The 15,472-nt window shown below is 64.1% G+C and carries 13 protein-coding genes; 12 read left to right on the forward strand and 1 reads right to left on the reverse strand.

Annotated elements, in window-relative coordinates; translation table 11 throughout:
- Positions 1 to 4: 4 nt before the first annotated feature.
- The 3 genes from LQ788_RS05430 to cls all read left to right on the forward strand — a co-directional run bounded on the left by LQ788_RS05430 (position 5) and on the right by cls (position 4,907).
- Complete coding sequence (locus LQ788_RS05430) at positions 5 to 2,068, forward strand: acetyl-CoA carboxylase biotin carboxylase subunit (protein WP_231445779.1); 2,064 nt, start codon at positions 5 to 7, stop codon at positions 2,066 to 2,068.
- A 43-nt stretch (positions 2,069 to 2,111) separates the two neighbouring features.
- Entirely contained in the window at positions 2,112 to 3,284 is a 1,173-nt protein-coding gene (locus LQ788_RS05435) for an acyl-CoA dehydrogenase family protein (protein ID WP_231445780.1), read from the forward strand.
- Between the two features lie 144 nt (positions 3,285 to 3,428).
- Positions 3,429 to 4,907: a cardiolipin synthase gene (gene cls / locus LQ788_RS05440; protein WP_231445781.1), complete on the forward strand. Its 1,479-nt coding sequence runs from the start codon at positions 3,429 to 3,431 to the stop codon at positions 4,905 to 4,907.
- Positions 4,908 to 4,942: 35 nt separating this feature from the next.
- Here cls and LQ788_RS05445 read toward each other — a convergent pair whose 3' ends face one another.
- Positions 4,943 to 5,764, reverse strand: coding sequence for an HAD-IIA family hydrolase (locus tag LQ788_RS05445; RefSeq protein ID WP_231445782.1), 822 nt, complete (start codon positions 5,762 to 5,764; stop codon positions 4,943 to 4,945).
- A 137-nt stretch (positions 5,765 to 5,901) separates the two neighbouring features.
- On the opposite strand from LQ788_RS05445, the gene LQ788_RS05450 reads away from it, so the two are divergent.
- The 9 genes from LQ788_RS05450 to LQ788_RS05490 all read left to right on the forward strand — a co-directional run bounded on the left by LQ788_RS05450 (position 5,902) and on the right by LQ788_RS05490 (position 15,448).
- Complete coding sequence (locus LQ788_RS05450) at positions 5,902 to 6,213, forward strand: ArsR/SmtB family transcription factor (protein ID WP_231445783.1); 312 nt, start codon at positions 5,902 to 5,904, stop codon at positions 6,211 to 6,213.
- Positions 6,214 to 6,236: 23 nt separating this feature from the next.
- The gene (locus tag LQ788_RS05455; protein WP_231445784.1) at positions 6,237 to 6,722 is read left to right on the forward strand and encodes an SRPBCC family protein; all 486 of its coding nucleotides are present in this window, start codon (positions 6,237 to 6,239) and stop codon (positions 6,720 to 6,722) included.
- A 134-nt stretch (positions 6,723 to 6,856) separates the two neighbouring features.
- Positions 6,857 to 7,360, forward strand: coding sequence for a MaoC family dehydratase (locus LQ788_RS05460; RefSeq protein WP_092103290.1), 504 nt, complete (start codon positions 6,857 to 6,859; stop codon positions 7,358 to 7,360).
- A gap of 8 nt (positions 7,361 to 7,368) precedes the next feature.
- Positions 7,369 to 8,172, forward strand: coding sequence for an HpcH/HpaI aldolase/citrate lyase family protein (locus LQ788_RS05465; protein ID WP_231445785.1), 804 nt, complete (start codon positions 7,369 to 7,371; stop codon positions 8,170 to 8,172).
- A 16-nt stretch (positions 8,173 to 8,188) separates the two neighbouring features.
- Entirely contained in the window at positions 8,189 to 8,860 is a 672-nt protein-coding gene (locus LQ788_RS05470; RefSeq protein WP_317207061.1) for a peptide deformylase, read from the forward strand.
- Between the two features lie 73 nt (positions 8,861 to 8,933).
- Positions 8,934 to 9,464 carry a peptide-methionine (S)-S-oxide reductase MsrA gene (msrA, locus tag LQ788_RS05475; RefSeq protein ID WP_231445786.1) on the forward strand — a complete coding sequence of 177 codons (531 nt, stop codon included), beginning with the start codon at positions 8,934 to 8,936 and terminating at the stop codon, positions 9,462 to 9,464.
- Positions 9,465 to 10,298 carry a nitroreductase family protein gene (locus LQ788_RS05480; protein WP_231445787.1) on the forward strand — a complete coding sequence of 278 codons (834 nt, stop codon included), beginning with the start codon at positions 9,465 to 9,467 and terminating at the stop codon, positions 10,296 to 10,298.
- On the forward strand, positions 10,295 to 11,590 hold the full coding sequence (locus LQ788_RS05485; protein WP_231445788.1) for an MFS transporter: 1,296 nt from the start codon (positions 10,295 to 10,297) through the stop codon (positions 11,588 to 11,590). The genes LQ788_RS05480 and LQ788_RS05485 overlap by 4 nt, the downstream gene beginning before the upstream one ends.
- Before the next feature lie 177 nt (positions 11,591 to 11,767).
- The gene (locus tag LQ788_RS05490; RefSeq protein WP_231445789.1) at positions 11,768 to 15,448 is read left to right on the forward strand and encodes an efflux RND transporter permease subunit; all 3,681 of its coding nucleotides are present in this window, start codon (positions 11,768 to 11,770) and stop codon (positions 15,446 to 15,448) included.
- Positions 15,449 to 15,472: the final 24 nt, after the last annotated feature.

The following is a 15,472-nucleotide window of genomic DNA, read 5'->3' on the forward strand; positions in this document are numbered from 1 at the left end:
ATCCATGTTCAACACAGTACTCATCGCCAACCGCGGCGAAATCGCACTCCGCGTCATCCGCACCTGCCGCCGACTGGGCATCAGAACAGTCGCCGTCTACTCCGATGCCGACGCCCAGTCCGCCCACGTCAAGGCCGCCGACACCGCCGTGCACCTGGGGCCGGCGCAAGCCTCCGAGTCCTACCTGCGCATCGACAAGGTCATCGCCGCAGCCCAGACCACCGGCGCCGAGGCGATCCACCCCGGCTACGGATTCCTGTCCGAGAACGCCGACTTCTCCGCCGCGTGTGAAGAAGCTGGCATCGTCTTCCTCGGTCCCGGCGCCGAAGCGATCCGGACGATGGGCGACAAAATCACCGCGAAGAATGCCGTCTCCCAGCGTGGAGTCCCACTGGTGCCCGGCACCAAAGACGCGGCCATGTCGAACGAATCGCTGGTCACCGCGGCCGCCGACATCGGGTTCCCGGTGCTCATCAAACCCTCCGCCGGTGGCGGCGGCAAAGGCATGCACGCGGTCTTCGAGCCCGCCGAGCTGGCCACTGCTCTGGACACGGCCCGCCGTGAGGCCGCGAGCTCCTTCGGTGACGACACGCTGTTCCTCGAACGCCTCGTCGCGACCCCGCGTCACATCGAGGTCCAGGTCATGGCCGACTCGCACGGCAATGTCATCCACCTCGGCGAACGTGAGTGCTCCCTGCAGCGCCGCCACCAGAAGGTCGTCGAGGAAGCCCCCTCGGCGTTGCTCGATGAGGCGACCAGGGCGCGAATCGGCCAGGCTGCCTGCGAAACTGCGAAGTCCGTGGGCTACCGCGGTGCAGGCACCGTCGAATTCATCGTCGGCGCCGACCGCCCCGACGAGTTCTTCTTCATGGAGATGAACACCCGGCTCCAGGTCGAACACCCGGTGACCGAGGAGGTCACCGGCATCGACCTCGTCGAACTCCAGCTGCGCGTCGGTGCCGGCGAGGAACTGCCGCTGAGCCAGGACGACATCACGATGACCGGGCACTCGATCGAGGCACGCATCTACGCGGAGGATCCCTCCCGCGGATTCCTGCCCACCGGCGGTCGGGCACTCGACGTCGTCTTCCCCGAAGGCGAGGGTATCCGTGTCGACGCCGGACTCGACGCCGGACAGACGATCGCCTCGGACTACGACCCGATGATCGCCAAGCTCATCGTCCATGCTCCTTACCGTGCCGCGGCGATTGCTCGTCTCGATGCCGCGCTTGCCGCCTCGGCGGTGCCCGGGATCGTGACCAACATCGACTTCCTGCGCACCCTGATGGGCCTCGACGAGGTGGTCTCGGGCAACCTCGACACCTCACTCATCGACCGCCTCAGCGAGGATCAGCTGGCACACGCACCCGGCGAGCTCGACCGTCAGCTGGCTGCCACGGCCGTGCTCGTCACCGGCGGTCGTGCCGGAACCGAACTGACCGGAGCGCTCACGCCAGCACACCTGCCGCGGAACTCAGCCACCGCCTCGGCGTGGGGGAGGCCCTCTGCCTGGCGCACCTCACGACCGGACTTCCGAGGCAGCGTCCGCCTTAATTTCACGGGAGCGGGCGAACTCGCGGTACGCGAAGGCGACGAGGTTGCATATGCGTCTGCCCCTCCGAACGACTTCGCCTCCGGAACCGACGTGAGTGCACGGGCGAGCGCCGTCACAATCGATGATGACGGCCTCTGGCATCTGACCATCGACGGTGTCCAGACCACCGCCCGGGTGTTCTCCGATGCCCGCGATCGCAGCATCTGGGTCAGCAGCGACCGCGGGGTCTACGCATTTACCCGGCCCCAGGCCGATACGTCCCTGACCCCGGGTCTCGACGGCGCCGAGGTGCTCGCCCCGATGCCCGGATCCGTCGTCGCGGTTCGGGTCGAGTCCGGAGACCACGTCGAACAGGGCGATCCGATCGTCGTCGTTGAGGCGATGAAGATGGAGCACGTGCTCACCGCACCTGCGGCAGGCATCGTCACCGTCACCGCAGTCCAAGGCGGGCAGGTCGGACTCGACGAGGTGCTCGCCACCGTCGTCGACGAGGCCGCAGCAGCAAGCAACTGACCACTAGAAACTCACTGACCACGCTTTGAGCGGGGAGGAAATCATGACAGCTTTTGTTCCGGGCATGCTGCCCGAAGAATACGAAGACCTGCGCCAGGGTGTCGCGAAATTCGCCGACGAAGAGGTCGCACCCGTGTCGGCCGAACTCGATGCCAAGCACGAGTTCCCCTACGAACTCGTTGCGAAGATGGGCGAGATGGGCCTCTTCGGCCTGCCCTTCGACGAAGAGTACGGCGGCATGGGCGGGGACTACTTCGCCCTGACCCTGGCTATCGAGGAGATCGCCCGCGTCAACCAGTCGCTGGCCATCACACTCGAAGCCGGCGTCTCCCTGGGAGCGATGCCGATCTACCGCTTCGGTACCGAAGAGCAGAAGCGCGAATGGCTGCCCAAACTCACCGACGCCTCCGGCTTGGGCGCCTTCGGCCTGACTGAGCCAGAGGCTGGCTCGGACGCCGGGGGAACGAAGACCAAGGCCACGTTGGAGAACGGCACCTGGACCGTCAACGGCAGCAAGTGCTTCATCACGAACTCCGGCACCGACATCACCCGCCTGGTCACCGCCACCGCTGTGACCGGAACCCGGACCTCGAAGTCGGGCCGCGAGGTCCCTGAGATCTCGACGATCATGATTCCGTCCGGCACCCCCGGCTTCACCGCGGAACCGGCCTATGACAAGGTCGGCTGGAACTCCTCGGACACGCACCCGCTGACCTTCGACAATGTGCAGGTGCCCGAAGAGAACCTGCTGGGCGAACGCGGACGCGGCTACGCGAACTTCCTGCGCATCCTCGACGAGGGACGCATCGCCGTCGGTGCGCTCTCCGTCGGCGCAGCGCAGGGCTGCGTGGACGAATCCGTGAAGTACGCCAAGGAACGTCAGGCCTTCGGCCAGCCGATCTCCGACTTCCAGGGCATCTCTTTCAAGATCGCCCGCATGGAGGCCCGCGTGGTCGCCGCCCGCTCTGCCTACTACCTGGCCGCATCACGCATGCTCGCCGGGATGCCGTTCAAGAAGGAAGCCGCGATCGCGAAGATGGTCGCCGGTGAGGCCGCGATGGACAACGCCCGCGACGCCACGCAGATCCACGGCGGGTACGGCTTCATGAACGAATACCTCGTTGCCCGCCACTACCGCGACTCGAAGATCCTCGAGGTCGGGGAGGGCACCACTGAGGTCCAGCTCATGCTCATCGCGCGCGAACTCGGGATCTGAGCTCACCGAGACCAGCACACCGCCCGCCGAGGTGGTTCCACGCTTCCGTACGGAAGTGCAGGGCCACCTCGGCGGGCGGTGCTGTCATCTGCTGGGACCAGGCTCAGTTAGTGTGGAGCACAGAATCAGTCGAGGACAGAGAGGATGTACGTGGACTACAGCGTCGTGGCATCGGTCCTGGGTGTGAGTTGGATCGTCATCGAATACGTGGTGAAGATCATTGCCGTCGGCGTCGTCCCAGAGGACCGCAGGCCCTCATCATCATCGGCCTGGCTGCTGCTCATCCTGTTCGTCCCTCTCGTCGGGATCCCGCTGTTCCTGATGCTCGGCAGCCCCTACATCAATCGGCGTCGGGCACGTATCCAGGCGCAGGCCGATGAGCTCATGCACGAAGGCGCCGACGATCTGCCCGATGTGCCCCCGTCGCTGCAGACTGCCCCGGGGTTCGTGTCGATCGCCCAGCTGGGGCGCAGGCTCACGGCTCTGCCGATGGTCACCGGCGACAGCCACGGTGTCATCAGCGACTACGAGACCAGCATCGAACGAATGTCAGAACTCGTCGATGAAGCCCGAGAGTACGTGCACGTCGAGATCTACATCATGGCCTGGGATTCGACGACCGACATCTTCTTCCGCGCGCTCGAACGCGCCGCAGGTCGGGGTGTGAAGGTCAGGGTCCTCTTCGACCACATCGGCTCTCGGAAGTACCCGGGATTCCACCGCCTCGGCAAACGTCTGACCAAGGGCGGAATCGACTGGCACCTCATGCTTCCCTTCATCCCCTGGCGTGGGAAGACCCGGCGCATTGATCTGCGCAATCACCGCAAGCTCCTCGTCGTCGACGGGAAGAGGGCGATGATGGGGTCCCAGAATATGATCGACTCCTCGTACCTGAAGAAGTCGAACGTGAAGATCGGCCGGGCCTGGCATGACATCATGGTCGAACTCTCCGGACCCATCGTCGCCGCTGTCGAGGCGGTGTTCGCCACCGACTGGTACACAGAATGCGGTGAGTCTTTGGGGATCAGGACCTATGATCGTGACGCCTACCTGCCGGACGTGGGTGGGCAGACGAGTGCCATGCAGCTCGTCCCCTCGGGCCCAGGCTTCACCACCGAACCAAACCTCAAGGTATTCACCTCGATGATGTATCTGGCGCAGAAGCGACTGGCGATCGTCAGCCCCTACTTCGTGCCCGATGAGTCGCTGTTGGCCGCCGTCGTCACTGCCGCCGAGCGCGGCGTCGACGTCGAACTCTATGTCAGCGAACAGGCCGACCAGTTCATGGTCGACTTCGCTCAGGCCTCGTACTACCGCTCGCTGCTGGAGGTCGGGGTGCGGATCTTCCGCTACCCGAAGCCGCAGGTCCTGCACACCAAGTGCCTCCTCGTCGATGACGAGTACGCCGTGATGGGCTCGTCGAACCTGGACATGCGCTCATTCGGCCTCAACTACGAGATCAGCCTGCTCACGACCGGGGGAGACCTCGTCGGCGACATCGCCGAGGTGGTCGCCGAGTACCAGGCCGAGAGCAGTGAACTCTCACTCGACGAGTGGGAGCAGCGGCCCTACATCCGCCGCTACCTGGAGTCCGTGATGCGCCTGACCTCGTCTCTGCAGTGAGTCTGTGGCGGCCGTGTTAGCCGAAGCGAGCCGCCTCAGGCGGAACCGGTGATGTCTGGGCCCAGGGTCTCCCGCTGATCGAGGGGGACGTCGAGGAGCTCGTGAACCCCATTGACGATCTCATTGGGACGGAATGGGAAACGACGGACATCATCGGCGGAGGAGATTCCGGTCAGGACGAGCACGGTGTGCATGCCCGCTTCCATTCCCGCGATGATATCTGTGTCCATTCGGTCGCCGATCATCGCGGTGCTCATCGAATGAGCGCCGATCTTGTTGAGCGCAGAACGGAACATCATGGGATTGGGTTTGCCCACCACATAGGGGTCTCGGTTCGTGGCCTTGGTGATCAGGGCTGCGATGGCGCCGGTCGCGGGGAGGATTCCCTCGGGGCTGGGGCCGGTGGCATCAGGGTTGGTCACGATGAAGCGCGAACCGCCCTGGATGAGCCGGATCGCCTTCGTGATCGCTTCGAATGAGTAGGTGTGAGTCTCGCCGACGACGACGAAGTCGGGATCCTTCTCGGTCATGACGAACCCGGCGTCATGGATGGCTGTGGTCAGTCCTGCCTCGCCGACAACATAGGCGGTGCCGTGTTCGACCTGGTTGGACAGGAAGTCAGCTGTGGCCATAGCCGAAGTCCAGATGTGCGATTCAGGAACCTCGAGGCCATTCGAGCGGAGCCGGGCCGAGAGGTCACGGGCGGTATAGATGGAGTTGTTCGTCAGGACGAGGAACGGGATATCTGCCTGCCGCCACTGTGCGAGGAGCTCGGCGGCACCCGGCAGAGGATTGTTCTCTTTGACCAGGACGCCGTCCATGTCGGTCAACCAGCATTCGATCGAGTCGCGATCCATGTCTCTCCTGAAGATAGTCGTTGAGCCGATGCCACCAGCCTAGCGGGTCGATGCGTCCGGTCGGGTTTCGCAGAAGGCCCTTGACATCTGTGTCTCACGCCGTATTGTAGTACTCACTTAATTAAGGAGATGCTGAAATGAATCTGAGTTCGCTGTTCGGCGCTTTGGCTGACCCGACTCGGCGGGCGATGATCGACCGCCTGCGAGAAGGGGACCTCAGCGCAGGAGAGTTGGCTGAACCGCTGACCATCAGCAGGTCGGCTGTCTCACAGCATCTCAAGGTGCTCGAGGACGCTGGGCTGATCACCAGGACCAAGAGCGCACAGACACGGATCGTGCATCTCAATACCGAACAGCTGACAACCGCCACAGGCTGGCTGCTGGCAGCACACGAGGATTGGGAGCAGCGGTTCGACAACCTCGACCAGGTATTGGCCGAGGAGAAATGATCGACTCAAGGAGGAGAACCATCATGAACCACAACAGCACAGCAGCCGACACCGCACAGCCAACGACCGAGGAGCCTGGCTTCACCATCGTCCGCGAGTTCGCAGCGCCACGAGACCGTGTCTGGGAAGCCTGGACCAATCCCGATGTCATGGCCCGCTGGTTCCACCCGGAAACGTTGGTCACCCCGCGAGAGTCCGTCAGCGTCGACCTGCGCGTGGGCGGTCTCTACACCTACACCATGCGCATCGACGAGACTGGACAGGAATTTCCCACCGCGGGCAAATACCTGGTCGTCGAGGCCCCTCACAGGCTCGACTTCACCTGGGGAAGCCCAGGCGATGTCGACGACGCTCCGCAGGTCAGCGTCGTGTTCGAGGAGGTCGATGCGAACACCACCCGGATGACGTTCGCTCTGACCGGCATTCCCAACGACTCCGGCTCCGATGCCAGCGCCTACGACGGATGGAACTCCGCCTTCACCGTATTCGAGGCTGAGATCGCCGGCTGAGATGCTCGGGAGAAATCGGCGGCAGGCAGTCAGGGTCCCAGCGTGGGACCCTGACTGCCTGCCGTCGAACGGCAGACGATAAGCTCGCATCACGACAAGTGGTCAGAGACACACGTGACACAGAGGAGTGACGCATGAGTGAGCAGAAGGTCATCGAACAACGAGGTCTATGGCTGGACGAGATGGAAGTCGGCGCGATCTACAAGCACGCACCCGGCCGGACCATCACCGAGGCGGACAACACCTGGTTCACCGCCGTGACCATGAATACGCAAGCCCTTCACCTCGACGCGGCCTTCGCAGCGACCGAGCCCTTCGGCCAGCGACTCGTCAACTCGATGTTCACTCTCTCCACCCTCATCGGCCTCTCGGTCACGCAGCTGACGCAGGGCACGATCGTGGGCAATCTCGGCTTCTCCGAAGTCGCCTTCCCCGCCCCGGTCTTCCATGGCGACACCTTGTACGCGGAGACGACGATCCTCGACAAGCGCAACTCGAAGTCCCGTCCCGGCCAGGGCATCGTGACCTTGGAGCACCGCGGCTACAACCAGGACGGGACTCTCGTGGCCAAGGCCGTGCGCCAGACCATGATGTTCGACTCCAGCCACGCAGACACAGCGAACGAGACAGGAAAGTGAGCACCACGATGACATTGGAATTCAAGCCGGCCTGGCTGTTCGTCCCAGGTGACCGCCCCGATCGCTACACGAAGGCCGCCGAACGCTCCGATATCGTCATTCTCGACCTCGAGGACGCCGTCAACGACGGTGACAAAGCCGCTGCCCGCGAAGCGATCATCGACTACCCCCTGGACCCCACCCGCACGGTGGTGCGCATCAACGCCCGAGATTCGGACCACCTCGGCGATGATCTGGCAATGCTGGCGAAGACCGACTACACGGCCGTCATGCTGCCGAAGGCCGAACATGCCTCCGACCTCACGGTCCTCGGCGACTACCAGGTCATCGCACTGATCGAGACAGCACTGGGTGCCGTCAACGTCGCCGAGATCGCCGCCGCCCCCAACGCCTACGCACTGATGTGGGGATCCGAAGACCTCATCGCCGACCTCGGCGGGGGATCCTCGCGCACCGCTGACGGCGGATACCGCGACGTCGCCAAGCACGTACGCAACTCCACCCTCTTGGCCGCGCGTGCTCACGGCAAGTTCGCCCTCGACTCGATCTGGGCCGACATCCCGAACCTCGATGGGCTGGCTGAGGAGGCCGAGGACGCCGTGCAGTCCGGCTTCAGCGGCAAGGTCTCCATCCACCCCAACCACGTCCCCGTCGTCCGCGATGCGTTCCGCCCCAGCGAAGAGCAGCTGACCTGGGCGAAGGCCGTGCTCGATCTCGCGAAGTCCGAGAAGGGCGCGTTTGCCTACGAGGGCAAGATGATCGACGCCCCGCTGCTCAAGCACGCCGAACTCATCGTCGCCCGCGACGTCTGATCGAGCTGACAGCACCATGCCCATGAACGACGCCGATGCCCTCATCGCCGCCCAGATCCGCGCCGTCCTCGCCGCAGCAGAAGCAGGCGGGGGAGTGGCCCCGATCGTCGAGGCCGGCGATCCGATCCTGCGGCAGACCACCCGTCCCTTCGACGGGCAGGTCGACGACGCGGAACTGAACCAACTCGCCGAGGTGATGCGGGCGACCATGCTCGCCGCACCAGGCGTGGGGTTGGCCGGGCCACAGGTGGGCATCGGCCTGTCGATGTTCGTCGCCGAAGACCCCGGCAGCCTCGACCCGGAGACCGCCGAGGTGCGGCAACGGTCCCCGATGCCCCTGCGCGTCGTCCTCAACGCCGAATACACCCCCGCCACCTCGGAGAACGTCGCCTTCTTCGAAGGCTGCCTGTCGATCCCCGGCTACCAGGCGGTCGTCGCTCGGCCGCGCTCGATCGAGCTCACCGGCGTTGGTCTCAACGCCACGCCCATCGCCGAGGTGGTCGCCGGGTGGTCGGCACGCATCGTCGCCCACGAGACCGATCATCTCGACGGCATCATGTACCTCGACAAGGCAGAGATGCGATCCCTGTCGACGAACACCTCGGTGGCGAAATTCTGGAACCAGCCCTCAACTCAGCAGGCGGCCAGCGAGCTCGGATTCACTCTGCCGAGTTCGATGCTCCTCTGAGGCCGCCGGATGCTGCGAGCTGAAGATTCGCACCGACCGGGAATAACCTGCGCGCGTCATCGTTGTACGGAATATGACTGAACTTCGTACCCTGACTCTGGGCGCTGGCTGTTTCTGGTGCCTCGACGCTGTCTACCAGCGGACCACGGGAGTCACCTCGGTGATCTCCGGATATACCGGAGGCCACACGCCCAATCCGCATTACCGCGAAGTCTGTTCCGGCACGTCCGGCCATGCCGAAGCTCTGCAGGTCACTTTCGACCCGGACATCGTTCCCGAAAGCGTGATCCTGGGCCTCTTCTTCACCGGGCACGACCCCACGAGCCTCAATGCTCAGGGCTATGACGTCGGCACCCAATACCGGTCGTCCATGTTCTACGCCGACGACGAAGAAAAGGCGCGCTTCGAGGCAGCCATCGCCGAGGCACAGGGACTCTTCGAGGCTCCGATCGTCACGACCCTCGAACCCCTGGGCGTCTTCCACACCGCCGAGGCTGTCCACCAGGACTTTTACACCGAGAACCGTAACAACGGGTACTGCCGTGTCATCATTGATCCGAAGCTGTCCCATGCACGGGAGGCGTTTGCGGATTGGGTGAGCTGAATGTCGAAGAAGGCGGGCAAGAAGAGGCGTCCGAGAGACGTCGACGCCTGTGATGTGACGAGGGACCGCGTGCGCGCGCACTTCCTCGATGGCCAGACTGGCCCCTGGGCGAGGAAGCTGGGCGCAGAACCGTCGCCATCGACGGACGCTGCGTCTTCGAGCGACGCTGTTCCTTCGACCGCGGCTTCGTCATCCACTTCGTCGAAGACCGAGATGACGGTCGCGCCCGGTCCGGCGGGTCCGGACTATTCTGTTCCGAGCTCGATCGACATCGTCGCCGACCCCGTTCTGCACGCGATCGCCACCCGCCGGTCCATCTCGAAACTTGACCCGCAGACCCCGAACGACGCCGACCTGCGAGAACTCATCCATGCAGTCTCTTCGGTTGCTGACCACAAAGGGCTCAAGCCCTGGCGATTCATCATCATCCGCGGTCACGATCGGATCCGCCTCGGCGAGGCCCTCGACGAAGCAGGCAACGTGCAGCGCAAGGCCGGAGAGATCAACGAGAAGCCGCTGCGGGCAGAACTCCTCCTGGCCCTCGTCGCCTCCCCACAGGACAACCCGAAAGTCCCCGAATGGGAACAGCACGCCACAGCAGCTGGGGCAGGTCACCTGCTCGAGCTCGCTCTGTGGCAGGCCGGCTGGGGCGTCATGTGGCGCAGCGGAAACCTCACCAACGAACCTGCCGTGCGCAGACTCCACCGACTGAAAGAGAGCGAACTGCTCATGGGCTGGCTCTACATCGGTGCTGTCCCCGAACGCTACCGACAGCGTCTGTCCAACAGCACTCGGCCGCTGCCGGACCCCGAGCAGTTCCTCGATACCCTGTGACAGACAACGATGACGCGCAGTTAGAGTCGACCGCTGCCTCACGCAGGCTCCCGAAGGAGATCTACGTCCTCGTCGCCGCGGCCTTCATCGTGGCGTTGGGCTACGGCATCATCGCCCCGGTTCTTCCGCAGTTCGCAGCGAGCTTCAACTTCGGAGTCACCGCCGCCACGATCGTCGTCTCCTCCTTCGCCTTCTTCAGGTTCGTCTTCTCACCTTCCTCCGGTCGCCTCGTCGACGCCTTCGGTGAACGTCGCATCTACATCTCCGGCCTTCTCATCGTCGCGGCCTCCACCGCGGCCGTCGCCTTCGCGCAGAGCTACTGGCAGCTGCTTGTCTTCCGTGGGCTGGGCGGAATCGGGTCAACGATGTTCACCGTCTCCGCGATGGCACTGATCATTCGGTTGGCACCGATCGATGCCAGAGCCAAGGCCTCGAGCACCTACGCCACGGCCTTCCTCGTCGGCAACATCGCCGGCCCCGTCCTCGGCGGAGCGATGGCCGGGTGGGGTATGCGCATCCCCTTCATCATCTACGCCGTCGGTCTCCTCATTGCCGCCATCGTCGTGCGCATCTTCCTCGCCTCCACCGCTTCGGAAGGCTCCTCGACCAAACTCGGTCGTGCTCGCCTGGAGGCGACGAAGGACGAGACGCAGATGGAGGTAATGACGTTCAAGCAGGCGTGGGCCGACTCCGCCTACCGTGCCGCCCTGATCTCTGCGTTCGTTCAGGGCTGGTCGGCCATGGGCATCCGCGTGGCCATCTACCCGCTCTTTGCCATCCAAGCCCTGCGGGCAGACACTGCGGTCGCCGGTCTGGCGCTGACGATGTTCGCGATCGGCAACGCCTCAGCGGTCACCGTCGTCGGCAGATACGCAGACACCTACGGGCGCAAACCCTTCATCCAATGGGGGCTGCTCGTCCTCGGCGTGAGCACCTCGGCCTTGGCGTTCACCGACTCAATCTGGCTGTTCTTCATCCTCTCCGTCGTCGCCGGCATCGGTTCGGGACTGGCCAACCCCGCTCAGCAGGCCACAGTTGCCGACGTCATCGGCCGCGATCGCAAGGGCGGCCGGGTCCTGGCGAAATATCAGATGGCCCTCGACGCGGGAGCCATCCTCGGACCCATCATCGCCGGAGTCGTCGTCGATCACTTCGACTACTCCTGGGCGTTCATGCTCACCGGCGTCCTCGGCATCTTGGCCGCCGCCTACTGGTTCACCGGTCGTGAAACCCGGCCCCGTGTGGTGCGCAAGGCAGAGCAGAACGAGCGGATCGACGACGATCTGAGCTGAGTCTCGCGGCGCGAAGGTAGTCAGTTCGTCGGCACGCATACACGCTGCTCGTCCGCCCGCGGGCACTCAGGTACTGCTCACGTGATTTGGATAGTGTGAATCACTAGTATTGGTTCCCGGAGCACCATCCCCCTGCAGCCGATCTCTGCGGGTGCACACCGACTAGAGAGTCACCACGTGAGTTTTCTGACCCGTTTGAGTCTGCGAAATCGTGCACTCATCGCGCTCATTTCCGTCGTCGCCATCATCTTCGGCATCATCGGGGCGGGAGCTCTCAAACAGGAGCTGTTCCCCTCCCTCGAAAACCCCCAAGCCACAGTCACCGCCTCATACGAAGGCGCAACCCCGGAGGCCGTCGAACAAGAGGTCACCGACCCCTTGGAAGGTGCGCTGACGGCGCTGCCCGAGGTCGAGGATATGACCTCGACCTCCTCGGCAGGCAGTTCCTCGATCACCGTGAGCACCAAATACGGTGAGGACTCCGACGACGTCGTCAAGTCCCTCCAACGCGCAGTCTCGCAGGTCCAGGCCGCGCTGCCCGAGGGTGTCGAACCCACCGTGAACACGGCCGGAACCGATGACATTCCCGTCCTCGCACTGTCCGTGACCTCGGACGCCGACGAGGACAAACTCGCCGCCAACCTCGAGGACATCGCCGAACCCGAGCTGAAGAAGATCGACGGCGTCTCACAGGTCATGATCGCCGGTGCGAAGACCAAACAGGTCGAGGTCACGATTCGTCGAGACGACCTCGAAGATGAGGGAGCCAACCTCGACGAGATCGCCGGCATCCTCCAGTCCAACGGCATCCCCACCTCGGCGGGCGAGCTGAAGAGCGATGCGGGCACGGCACCGGTCGAGGTCGGAACCCGCATCCGCTCCGTCGATGCCATCAAGGACCTGGTCATCAGCGGCAAGGACGACCCGATCAAGCTCTCCGACGTCGCCGACGTCAAGATCGAGAACCAGCCCGTGGAATCGATCTCGCGCACCAACGGCCAGCCCTCACTGTCGGTGTCGATCATGAAGGAATCCGACGCCAACACCGTCGACGTCTCCGCTGCTGTGTCCGAGAAGCTGCCCGAACTCGAGAAGTCGATGGGGGAGAACACCGAGTTCGTCTCCGCCTTCGACCAGGCGCCATTCATCGAACAGTCGATCCACGATCTGCTCGTCGAAGGCGGCTTGGGACTGTTCTTCGCGGTCCTCGTCATCCTCGTGTTCCTGCTCTCGGTCCGCGCCACCATTATCACAGCGATCTCGATCCCGCTGTCACTGCTCATCGCCATGGTCGGTCTGTGGATGGGCGGTGAGACCCTGAACATGCTGACCCTGGGTGCTTTGACGATCTCGGTCGGACGCGTCGTCGACGACTCGATCGTCGTCATCGAAGCCATCCGACGACGGCACGCCTCGGGAGGAGAGAAGTTCGCGAACATCCTCGCCGCCGTCTCCGAAGTCTCCGGAGCCATCACCGCATCGACCCTGACGACCGTTGCCGTGTTCCTGCCGCTGGCCTTCGTCTCGGGTCAGACCGGAGAGATGTTCCGCCCCTTCGCCCTGACCGCGACCATCGCCCTGCTCTCGAGCCTGTTCGTGGCACTGACCATCGTGCCCGTCCTCGCCTACTGGTTCCTTCGGCAGCGTGAGGCCAAGGTCAAGCTCACCCGCGCGGAGAAGAAGGAGATCCGCCGCAGCCGCAAGGGCATGCTCTCCGAATGGCGCAGCGAGAAGAAGGCTGCGAAGAAGGCCTCCAAGAAACAGGACATTCTCACCGCCGGACGCCACGACGAACCGAGCAGCGAGGCGAGCTCCGCACGCGCTGCCACCACCTCAACGGCACCCCACTACGGTGCCACCGATGAGGAAGCAGGCGAGGTCGATGAGCTCGCCGGCATGCATTCGCCGGTGACACGGCTGCAGAAGACCTACATGCCGGTCATCTCGTTCTCCACCAAACACCCTGTCGTGATGATCCTGGTCGCCGTCCTCATCCTCGGTGGGACCGGGGCGATGATTCCGCAGCTGAAGACCGAGCTCTTCGGCGACACCGGTCAGGACAGCCTGCAGGTCTCGCAGACCTTCGACCCAGGCACCGATCTCGATGAGGCCTCGCAGCAGGCCGAGCCGGTCGAGAAGATCCTTGAAGACAACAGCGACGTCGAGTCCTATCAGCTCTCCGTCGGTGGAAGCACCTTCGGGTTCACGAACGATTCGTCGATCACCGGCACCTACATCATCACCTCCAAGTCGGGAATCTCGGCGCAGTCGATCTCCGACGAGCTGCAGAAGGAGTTCGACGACCTCAACGACGTCGGACAGGTCGAGGTGCAGAGCCAGAGCTCGATGCCCGGAGCCCAGACCATCGACGTCACCCTTTCGGCCTCGGATGCCAAAGAGCTCGACGATGCCACCAAGACCGTCACCGACAAGCTCGAAGGCGTTCCCGGGACTCAGTCGGTGACCAGCGACCTCGAAGCCGTCCAGCCCGTCATCGAGGTCAAGGTCGATCATGAGAAGGCCGCCGAGGAGAACCTCACGGAGGCCACGATCGGTCAGTACGTGCAGCGTGCGATGCACGGCCAGAACATCGGTGAGGTCGTCATCGACAATGTCTCGCATTCGGTGCTCCTCTTCGACCGCAACGCCGACACGGTCGACGAACTGCGCGACCTCAAGATTCCCGGCAAACCGGAGGAGACGGCACCAGCCGGTGGCGCTGCCGGTGCCGCTGGTGCCGCAGACGGTGGTGCCGGAGGTGCGGGCGGAGCCGGTGGAGCCGAAGGCGGTGCAGGTGCGGCCGGCGGTGCAGGTGGTGCCGGTGCCGGCGGTGGAGCCGGTGGAGACGCTGGCGCGGCCGTTGACCCGGGAGCCATGGCAGGCGCTCCGGCGCTGACGTCTGAGCCTCGGTTCATCGAACTCAGCGACGTCGCCGAGGTGAAAGAGGTCAAGACCGCACCGACGATCCGTCACACGGACTCGCAGCGTTCGACCACGGTATCGGTGACACCTGCAGGCGATGACCTGGGAACGGTGTCGGCCGATGTGCAGTCGGCTCTGAACGACGTCGATATTCCCGACTCGGTCAGCGTAGACACTGGTGGTGCCACGCAGGAGCAGAACGAAGCGTTCTCCCAGCTGGGACTGGCGATGCTCGCCGCGATCCTCATCGTGTTCGTCATCATGGTCGCTACGTTCAAGTCGCTGCTGCAGCCACTGATCCTGTTGGTCTCGATTCCGTTCGCGGCCACCGGCTCCATCGCGCTGTCGCTGCTGACCGACACGCCACTGGGCCTGACCTCGATGATCGGTCTGCTGATGCTCATCGGCATCGTGGTCACCAACGCGATCGTGCTCATCGACCTGATCAACCACTTCAGGGCTCGAGGTGTGGATCTGCGGGCGGCGATCGTCCACGGCGCCCGACTGCGTTATCGACCGATCCTGATGACCGCCGCAGCCACGATCTTCGCGCTCGTGCCGATGGCGTTGGGCCTGACCGGCGGGGGAGTGTTCATCTCGAAGCCGCTGGCGATCGTCGTCATCGGCGGCCTCATCAGCTCGACCCTGCTCACGCTCATCCTCGTGCCCGTCCTCTACCTCCTGCTCGAAGGCGCCAAGGAACGACGAGCGGAGAAGAAGCACGTGAAGAACATGGCCCGTGGACAGGTTCTCGACGTCGCCGAGGCGAGGGGTGCGCAGGGAACGGACGCGAGGGATCGTGCCCGCTCAGGCACACAGACGGACACCACCACCGAGGCGGGTTCTGTGGCAGTGGCCGACCATGACGAGTCGACCTCGTCGGCTCCGGACGCCTCGGTCGAGCGCCGCGACACGGGTGATGAACCGAAGCACTGATTCCACGCCCACTACAGTGGGATC

This window comes from Brevibacterium zhoupengii (assembly GCF_021117425.1).
In the GTDB taxonomy this organism is placed as follows: domain Bacteria; phylum Actinomycetota; class Actinomycetes; order Actinomycetales; family Brevibacteriaceae; genus Brevibacterium; species Brevibacterium zhoupengii.

Excerpts from the sequence above, each read along its gene's own strand:
- LQ788_RS05460 (WP_092103290.1), top strand. The coding sequence starts at position 6,857 with ATGAGTGAGCAGAAGGTCATCGAACAACGAGGTCTATGGCTGGACGAG.
- LQ788_RS05455 (WP_231445784.1), top strand. The coding sequence starts at position 6,237 with ATGAACCACAACAGCACAGCAGCCGACACCGCACAGCCAACGACCGAG.
- LQ788_RS05430 (WP_231445779.1), top strand. The coding sequence starts at position 5 with ATGTTCAACACAGTACTCATCGCCAACCGCGGCGAAATCGCACTCCGC.
- LQ788_RS05480 (WP_231445787.1), top strand. The coding sequence starts at position 9,465 with ATGTCGAAGAAGGCGGGCAAGAAGAGGCGTCCGAGAGACGTCGACGCC.
- msrA (WP_231445786.1), top strand. The coding sequence starts at position 8,934 with ATGACTGAACTTCGTACCCTGACTCTGGGCGCTGGCTGTTTCTGGTGC.
- LQ788_RS05465 (WP_231445785.1), top strand. The coding sequence starts at position 7,369 with ATGACATTGGAATTCAAGCCGGCCTGGCTGTTCGTCCCAGGTGACCGC.
- LQ788_RS05450 (WP_231445783.1), top strand. The coding sequence starts at position 5,902 with ATGAATCTGAGTTCGCTGTTCGGCGCTTTGGCTGACCCGACTCGGCGG.
- LQ788_RS05435 (WP_231445780.1), top strand. The coding sequence starts at position 2,112 with ATGACAGCTTTTGTTCCGGGCATGCTGCCCGAAGAATACGAAGACCTG.
- LQ788_RS05445 (WP_231445782.1), bottom strand. The coding sequence starts at position 5,764 with ATGGATCGCGACTCGATCGAATGCTGGTTGACCGACATGGACGGCGTC.
- LQ788_RS05470 (WP_317207061.1), top strand. The coding sequence starts at position 8,189 with ATGCCCATGAACGACGCCGATGCCCTCATCGCCGCCCAGATCCGCGCC.
- cls (WP_231445781.1), top strand. The coding sequence starts at position 3,429 with ATGTACGTGGACTACAGCGTCGTGGCATCGGTCCTGGGTGTGAGTTGG.